This window comes from Cyclobacterium xiamenense, assembly GCF_009467825.1.
Lineage (GTDB): Bacteria > Bacteroidota > Bacteroidia > Cytophagales > Cyclobacteriaceae > Cyclobacterium > Cyclobacterium xiamenense.
Genome location: NZ_WIOK01000032.1, coordinates 47,082 through 55,203, shown reverse-complemented (window position 1 = coordinate 55,203; position 8,122 = coordinate 47,082). Strand labels below are relative to the sequence as shown.

At 41.5% G+C, this 8,122-nt stretch carries 7 protein-coding genes; 2 read left to right on the top strand and 5 right to left on the bottom strand.

Annotated elements, in window-relative coordinates; translation table 11 throughout:
* Positions 1-94 precede the first annotated feature (94 nt).
* The 5 genes from GCU44_RS19220 to GCU44_RS19200 form a co-directional block, all read right to left on the bottom strand.
* Complete coding sequence (locus tag GCU44_RS19220; protein WP_161993984.1) at positions 95-1,057, bottom strand: 6-bladed beta-propeller; 963 nt, start codon at positions 1,055-1,057, stop codon at positions 95-97.
* Positions 1,058-2,320: 1,263 nt separating this feature from the next.
* On the bottom strand, positions 2,321-2,926 hold the full coding sequence (locus GCU44_RS19215) for a Uma2 family endonuclease (protein WP_154858758.1): 606 nt from the start codon (positions 2,924-2,926) through the stop codon (positions 2,321-2,323).
* Between the two features lie 322 nt (positions 2,927-3,248).
* Positions 3,249-3,596 carry a HepT-like ribonuclease domain-containing protein gene (locus tag GCU44_RS19210; RefSeq protein ID WP_154858756.1) on the bottom strand — a complete coding sequence of 116 codons (348 nt, stop codon included), beginning with the start codon at positions 3,594-3,596 and terminating at the stop codon, positions 3,249-3,251.
* Complete coding sequence (locus GCU44_RS23025; protein WP_161993983.1) at positions 3,574-4,173, bottom strand: XRE family transcriptional regulator; 600 nt, start codon at positions 4,171-4,173, stop codon at positions 3,574-3,576. Before GCU44_RS23025 ends, GCU44_RS19210 begins: the two co-directional genes overlap by 23 nt.
* Positions 4,174-4,588: 415 nt before the next feature.
* On the bottom strand, positions 4,589-5,731 hold the full coding sequence (locus tag GCU44_RS19200; RefSeq protein WP_206670860.1) for an ATP-binding protein: 1,143 nt from the start codon (positions 5,729-5,731) through the stop codon (positions 4,589-4,591).
* 315 nt (positions 5,732-6,046) lie between these two features.
* Here GCU44_RS19200 and GCU44_RS19195 point away from each other — a divergent pair, with 315 nt between their 5' ends.
* Together GCU44_RS19195 and GCU44_RS19190 are read left to right on the top strand one after the other, a co-directional pair.
* Positions 6,047-6,499, top strand: a complete 453-nt coding sequence (locus GCU44_RS19195) for a PH domain-containing protein (RefSeq protein WP_154858752.1) — start codon at positions 6,047-6,049, stop codon at positions 6,497-6,499.
* A gap of 399 nt (positions 6,500-6,898) precedes the next feature.
* Positions 6,899-8,062 (top strand): hypothetical protein, encoded by a 1,164-nt coding sequence (locus GCU44_RS19190; RefSeq protein WP_154858750.1) that lies wholly within the window; start codon positions 6,899-6,901, stop codon positions 8,060-8,062.
* Positions 8,063-8,122: the final 60 nt, after the last annotated feature.

Genomic DNA, 8,122 nt, shown 5'->3' with positions numbered 1-8,122 from the left:
ATTCGAATATAGACAGACTCTTATACTTCTTTTCCATAAAATCAGCGTTTAACGACAATATAGCCTTATTCCAACCATTTAACAAACGCCTTATTCAATAATAGAAAATATTGTTTTTTGAATCTAAAGGTCTGATCATGATAGGGATTCCATCTTTGTCCAAAATACCATTTTTCAAATTATAATATTTGGATGTACTCTTTTCATATAAGAACAACATTCTTTCAGCATCTTGCATATATTCACATACTATATAGGAGGAAGAGTTAGAAATATTCAACATTAAAGGTGTAATATACCCATCCAAATCTAACTTTTTCGATTTTTCAAAAACAATTTTTTTATATGGTGTCATTGTAACTCCTTCTATTTGGTAGAGAGTATCTGGAAAAATTGACTCTTGTGTTAAAACTGGTTTATAGAAATAGTTTTCAAACTCATCACTTGATATATAAAATTTAAAATTATACCCTGTAGATTTATTTTCGTCGATAATTACTTTTCTTATCATTGAGCTATCATTAACGATCAAATCATGACCTAGCTTGTACAAAGTTGTGTTATTAGTAATTCCAAGCTCAGAATCTTCGACAATTTCGTCAGAAATGATCAATATGTTCTTATCGATAACATTAATATATGGAAGCAACATAGGATATCTCCTTTCCTCAATCAATTCATGGTCCTGAGAGAAAACAATTAATTTTCTAGCAGATGAGATATAAATCAAATTTGAATCGAAATCAATTGCCATGGAATAGACAACTCCATATTCGCCGGGTCCATCTCCCTGATTTCCTAATTTAAAAAGAAAATCTCCTTTATCGTTAAAAACGAGAACCTGGACTCCATCATTTACATAAAATTTTTTATTATAATATTTGACATCTTTAATTATTCCTAAAAGAGCAGTTTCATTGGTCTCTAATTGTACTCGCTGTACTGAACGGGTTAAATCAGTTAAATAAAGATCTGAATCGATATTTTCAGGAATTACAATGGTTGGTAATTCTTTAACAGTTGAAGGGGATGGACAAGAGGATATCAATATAGTCAAAAGGCATAAAAATGTGAAAAAATATAGATTTGGTATTTGGAGCATATTTTTATTTTTAAATAATATAATCGGAATATCCTTTTGGATATTCCGAAATTTTCAAAAAATTAAATCCTTTCACATCGTATCACCCAAGCACACTCAACCATCGCATCCTCAGGATAGGAACAATCGGTTATATATATGGACTGCCACGGACCATCCGGCGAACACATACATTTCCACCAACCATTGTTATTGCAATTACCGGATCCTCCATAAATATTTCCCATTTGGCTTCGCTGTAGCACATCCTCTGCTGCCAACTTTAATTTTTCTAAATTTAACTTTTTCATTTTTCTTTAAATTAGTAATATTTGTTATTTTCCCGGACCAGCTAAAGACACCCGGGATTTGTGCCCACTCATCGCGAAAGAATTTTTTTTATCTACTTTTAAGCATTGTATTCTTTGATGTCTGCAACGCTGGTAATCCCTTTGTAATGCTACTTTTAGTCATCCAAGGATTCTACCGGAACTGTCGAAACAATTATTCATGCGGATCAAACAGTTTAATAGTAGGTAGATTACCAGAAAAATAGGAGCCCAGATATATTTTTGCTCTTATTACTTCCCAATCTAATGGATAAAATCAAAAAATATAAATGAATAATTGTATTACCTGTGAACTGGCCTGTTTTTCCCGTGAACGGGCGGCATATTTTTTTCTATGGACTGATGAGCGTTTTGGCAAACATATTTCGCCCTTACAGGGCTGGGGTTTAGGTTTCGGGTTTTGTCACAGGGCTGCACCCTGTGCTTTGGTATTGCGCACCTTCAGTGCTCGGGATTCCGTTCGGTTTTCATTCATCCAAGCCCTGAAAGGGCGGGATACCTCAGCGATGGGTGTAGCCCATCGACATGGGAATCCCCGGTTGCTCTGAGCCCTGTATGGGCGGCATATTTTTTTCTATGGACTGATGTGGGCTGCACCCTGTGTTTGGGTATTGCGCACTTTCAGTGCTTGGGTTTGAATAACTGGATAGCGCATGCTGTCTTTCGTTTCTTTGATACGCAGGTATGGCAAAAAAATAACATATTGTTCCAATACAAGCCTTTGGGGGATCTTGGAGGATATTGTAATCAGGACGTAACACAATGTTCTTTTTGATTCACCCTATAATAGGTTAGGTGTTATTCTACTGTAGTCCGAAATACTGGCTCCGTATATGATACTGTTTTAGTATTCTATTTTGTGCCTTGGAATCCCAAGCCAGAGACCAAACTATAATCCTCCAAACACATGATCCAGCTTCAGCTCAAATCCAGGCAGGGCTTCAGAAATTACCCTGTCACCCAAGGTGAATAAACGGGAGGCGCGGTATTTCCGCTTATCCAGGGTATAAATAAGAAGCGTTCGCTCATCCGGATGGATGACCCAGTATTCTTTCACTCCCGAATCCTCATACACGTCGTATTTCAACTTCAAGTCTTTTCGATTGTTACCGGGAGAAAGTATTTCTATGATCAAGTCTGGCGCACCAAGACAGCCACGTTCGTCTATCTTCCCTGCATCACATACGACACATAAGTCTGGTTGGACCACCGTATCGATATCTTCATTCTTTTTAGAAGCCACCGGCAGTCGTACATCGAAAGGTGCTGAGAATACTTCACAAGGCTTACCCTTTAGAAAATCGTACAGCGAGTAGAAAATTTTTCCGGAAATCCGTTGGTGTATCACTCGTGGTGCGGCTGCCTGTCGAAACACCTTTCCACGGATCAGTTCTACCATTTCATCTATCTCCCAGGTAAGATAATCCGCATACGTGTAGGAGCCGTAAGCAAAGTCAGGTTCTTTGGCTATGTTTTTTTCAGGTTGCGTTTCCATAGGGCTAACAAAACACGTGAATGATTTATAAAAATAATAAAAACCAATCAATTCCGCGAGAAATACCTATCGGTAACGGAAACATGGACTGGATGCCTGGAGTTCGATACAAAATCCCAAAAAGCTACCAGGGTACTTTGCTGCCCAAGTCAATATCATCTGACGAAATCTAAACAACCCTTTTCCTACCCGTCTTATCAAATTGCCGTAAAAGAAACACAGAATATCCCTATTTTTGTCAGCTTCCAAAGCGTTTCCGGCCCTTTAACCCTTAACCACCACCTTGGCTACCGCAAACGAGTACAATCCGGCATACGAAAAGTCAAAACTCCGATTGTAAAATTACGGAAACAATTGATTTTAAATGGGGTAAGTCTTTTTGGATAATTTCCCAAACGGCTTTCATTTTGATGTTGAAATAGTCGTGAGCGATCATATTTCTAAAGGACTTAACCTTATACCATGGATAGTCATATTTAACCAATTTTTCGTTTTCCACGTAGTCGATTGACTCCCCGATAATAATAAATTGCATCAATACAGCATCCTGAACAAGCCCGTTTTTGCAGAAAGCAATCCGATCCAACCCTTCTACATATCGGTCGATGGTAATTATGGCTTTAAGGATTTGCGCTAATCTCCTCTGGCTATCCCAATGCTTCTCTTTCATATATCAATTTTAGGTCCTTTTTTACCTGCTCAAAAATATAAGGTTTAAATGAATCGATAAATCCTATATCCACCTTGCGGTCGATGGTTTTTTCCAAGGCATATTGGATATCCACCAGATCAAAATAGGAGAAAGTGGGATCAGCTTGAACCGCAATGTCCACATCGCTTTTCGGCCCATCTTCTTGCCTGGCAAATGATCCATATATCCAGGCCTTTTTTACCTGCTTGAATTTGCTGATTCCATTTTGTATTTTTCTCAGAATCCGATCCCTGTCAATTTTCTGAAATGCGGCATAAGCTGCCCTTTCTTCAGCCATTTGCAATGCTTCCAAAGCGAGCTCTTCATCACCAAGCTCATACGTTATTTTGTCTGCTAACCAGGCCAGCAATAAATCTTTTTCGGAAATTTGAAAATAAGCAGCCAGTCTGACTACCAGCTCCCGCTTTGGTCTTCGGAGTCCGCGTTCGATCTTACTCAAAATAGCCTGGTCAATACCGAGATGATCAGCCACCGTCCGAAGTGGAAGTTCCCTTTCATTCCTTAATTCCCTGATGGTTTCTCCCAGGCTACGCATACAATTTTTGGATTTTGGATACTTAAAACTTGACAAAATTTGTCAAAGAAGCAAAGAGTGATTTGAAAAAAAACAAAGGTTCCTAGTTATTATCTGCATTTTATTGGTAAACCGTGCTGTTCGGAATTTGCAATTCCGAACCTGGACTAGCAGGATTTACAATCCTGATTACGTGATTTCAAACGATTACATGGTTTTATGAAGAAATAACTAAATTTCATTTATGCCTGGCCATTACAAATGGCCTTTTGGAATATGGTGTTCCAAATTGCATTTTCGTAAATATCTGGGAGAAATTGCAAATTTCACCCAGCACAAATTGATGGTTTGATTATATGATGGTACAATGGTTTGATGAATGATTGGCTGATAAATTGATTTGCTAATGTGCAAATGGTTCGATTTCGGATTTGTCCTAATTTTTTTCCCTAATCATTTTCAAAAATGCCACCAATCCTATTACTTCAATACCGCCTTTCATAGGGAATTGGTCGGAACCGGAATAAATCACAAGCTTTCTTGTGGCTTGTATGTCTTCACAAGCATGGTAAAATCCTGAACTCAAGGTTGGGGAAACCGATTTTTTTATTTCTATCGCCCAAACCTCCCGGGCAGGTCCTTCCAAAACCAAGTCTATTTCACTTTGATTGCTTGATCGATAATAGCTGCTGACCCAATCGGGGGTCAGGAGCGTACTGATATTTTCTATAACAAACCCTTCCCAGCTAGCGCCAACCAACGGGTGTCCCATCAATTGTTCGAAACTGGGGATCGTTAATAGACTGTGTAACAAACCCGTATCTCGAATATAAATCTTCGGGGACTTGACCAATCTTTTTCTGGTATTCCCAGACCAGGGCTGCAACTGCCTCACCATAAAGAAATCCTGAAGAATGTCCAAATACGTCCGAATGGTGGTGTGACTGACTTCCAGACTTTTAGCTATTTCGCTAAGCACGGCTTGTTGGCCATGGTAATGCGCCAGCATGGACCAAAATCGTTTCATGCGGGTAGCTGAAACCTGGGCTCCAAATAAGGGTATGTCCCGTTCTACGTAGGTAGTGATAAAATCGTATCTCCAATCCCAACTGTCACTATCCGTTTCGGCCAGATAGCTATCTGGAAACCCTCCTCTAAACCAGAGTTTCTCATAGTTGAATCCCGAAGGATCATTCTGATACAGCTCCATGACTGAAAATGGACTGAGTTCCAAATACCTGATTCTGCCAGCCAAGGTCTCAGAAGACTGCTGCAATAGATCTTTCGAAGCAGACCCCAAAAGCAAAAATTGGCAGGTTCTTTCCCCAACTCTTTTCCTTACGTCCACCAATCCCCGGAGGATTTTAAATAACGCGGGGCGACGTTGAATTTCATCGATTACCATTAGTTGGTTTTCAAACCTTCTCAGGTAGCTTTCCGCATCATCCAGCTTTGCCAGATCCGAATCAAGTTCCAGATCCAGGTAATGGAGGGGTTTACCCAGGTCGAATTTGTTCAGATCTATTGCAAGGGTTGTCTTTCCGACCTGTCTGGGTCCCAATAGGACGACTACTGGCATGGATTTTAGACCCTGGATCAGTTTTTCTTCAAGAATCCGATGGATCATTGTTACTTAAATTCAGTAGGTTTTTTTTAAATTAACCATAAAGTATGTAATTTGAAAGTAAAACTTTCAAATTACATAAAATTAAACAGTAAACCTTAACCACCTCTTTTCCTACTCAAAGCAATTCCAATGACAAAAAATCAGGTCTGAACAACCCAAAACCCTCCCGATCCTTTAGCCCTGAGAGTGTTGGACTCCATTGAAAATTACCTTGATATTTTTAAATAATCATAAATCTTCGCTATTTTTAGTAGTAAAAATAACGGGATGCAGCCGCTTAAATTGAAAACGTACAAGGCAAAAAAAGGACGCCTGATACAGGGGATACTGCTTGTCCTACTGGTATTGCCACTGGCATACGGGCTTTTAGACCCGAAACCCATGGAGGAGAAGCTGCGAAGGATCATCCCCCTGGCCGCTCCGGCCTTATTGATTATCTGGCCGTATTTTGACACCCGGTATCGGGTACGGGGTCATACCTTTTACTACAAGTCAGGCTATATCAAGGGAGAAATTGACATAGCTAGCATCCGGACCATACGTAAAGGCAAAACCCGCTGGGTGGGAGTGAAGCCTGCACTGGCTACCGGAGGCTTGATTGTAAAATACAACCGGTACGACGATGTGTACATTGCCCCGGAAGACAGTGATGCCCTGATTGCCGACCTGCTCACCATCAACCCCAGCATTCAGGTGATCCCACCCGGGAAAGATACCTAGGGGGCATTAACAAAGTGCTGAGTATATCGAAATCCAGGAACGTACTTGCAAATTTTGAAAAAGTAAAATCCCCCTTTCAAAGGGGGCAGGGGGATTTACGTACGAAAATCGTATCAAAATCGTAAAATGCATAGATGGGATGGGTACAAAAAAATCCTCTCCCGACAAAATCCTCTCCCGACTCTGGTCGGGAGAGGCGTTGCCCTCCGCCGCGGCGGAGGGATTTTAGTTACACTACCCGAAAGCGCTAGCGGTCCACTAGTGCATGTAAATCTAATGGACAGTTAACCAACTAAAGCTGAATAAATGCCATTTAAACGGACTGAAAAAAATTCCCCTAACAGCAGCAAGTAGGAAGCTTTGCTTTGTTTTTTTAAACCAATAGTTTTACTTTTAATCATGTCGAATCTTCGCCTAGTCCTAATAACACTACTAGCAACTTGCCTGCTGTCCTGCTCCCGCTCCCAAAAGGAAACTACCCATTCCCCCAGCTATTCCCTTCAATTGGTAGACTCCGTTCGCATCGACTATATGGGCAGCCTGGAACTAAAGGATTACGATCGGGAAACCAACCGCTACCTGGCCTATAACCAACAAAAAAAGGAAGTCTTGATTTTTGATACCTCAGGGGCTATCCAACACACGTTTATCCTCCAAGACGACGGGCCGGAGGCCATCAGCGGCTATGGGTTGAACCCCAGGTTCTCCGCAGGAAACATCTGCATCTTTGGCGATAAAATCTACACCCTGAGCCGAGAGGGAAAGGTGTTGAACCGGACGGAGATACCCTATCCCTATTTTTGGATCGTGGGGGGCGCGCATATAGCAGCCTCTTCGCTGGGGGATAAATTGCTGTACTACAAACCGGAACCGGCGGAAGAGGGGCAGGACCGGCAGGCAGCCTACCAACGCATGTTGGACGGAGGACCCATGATGGAGGTGTTGGATACAATCAGCGACGAATATTATCCTACCATGCATTTTCCGGAAACTGATGCCTTTGAAGAAGGGCTCTTTTACGGGTATCCTACGCCACTTATTCAAAATAGCGGCTCCCAATGGTTCCTTTCGGTCACCAATGCCCTGGAGTTTCATGTTTATAGCGAAAAGGAACAGCAGTTGCTCTTTGAGCAGACGGTAAAAATTCCGGCGAAGAACGCCTTCACGGACCAGCCGGTGCCATTGGAGCAGATGGATACCTTCTTTGAAAAAAATGGAATGGTGTATCGTATCCCCCAGATCCACCGGTTTTTACCCCTGAAGGATCATTTTATCGCCTTTTACAGCAAGGGGGTTTCTCCCGAAACGAAAGCGGCTTATGATGTGTCGGATCCAGCACAGCGGCGGGAATTGGTGTACTCCTTTCCCATGGAATTCGCCGTTTTTGTTTCGGAGTTTGGCCTGCGCGCAGTGGACCTACCCATTCCGAAAAGCATCGTTCCTTTTACAGCCCAAGTGGACAAGGAAGGCCAACTCGTGGCTCTAAAAGACCAGGAACAGGCAGGTGTGGAAGAGGATTTTCATACGGTGTATAAATTTAAACTGGACTACGGAGGGGAGTAAATTTAATTTTTGGTCGCGAGAAGATAGCCAATTAGGTAGAAACCTGTATTCGATTCTAGC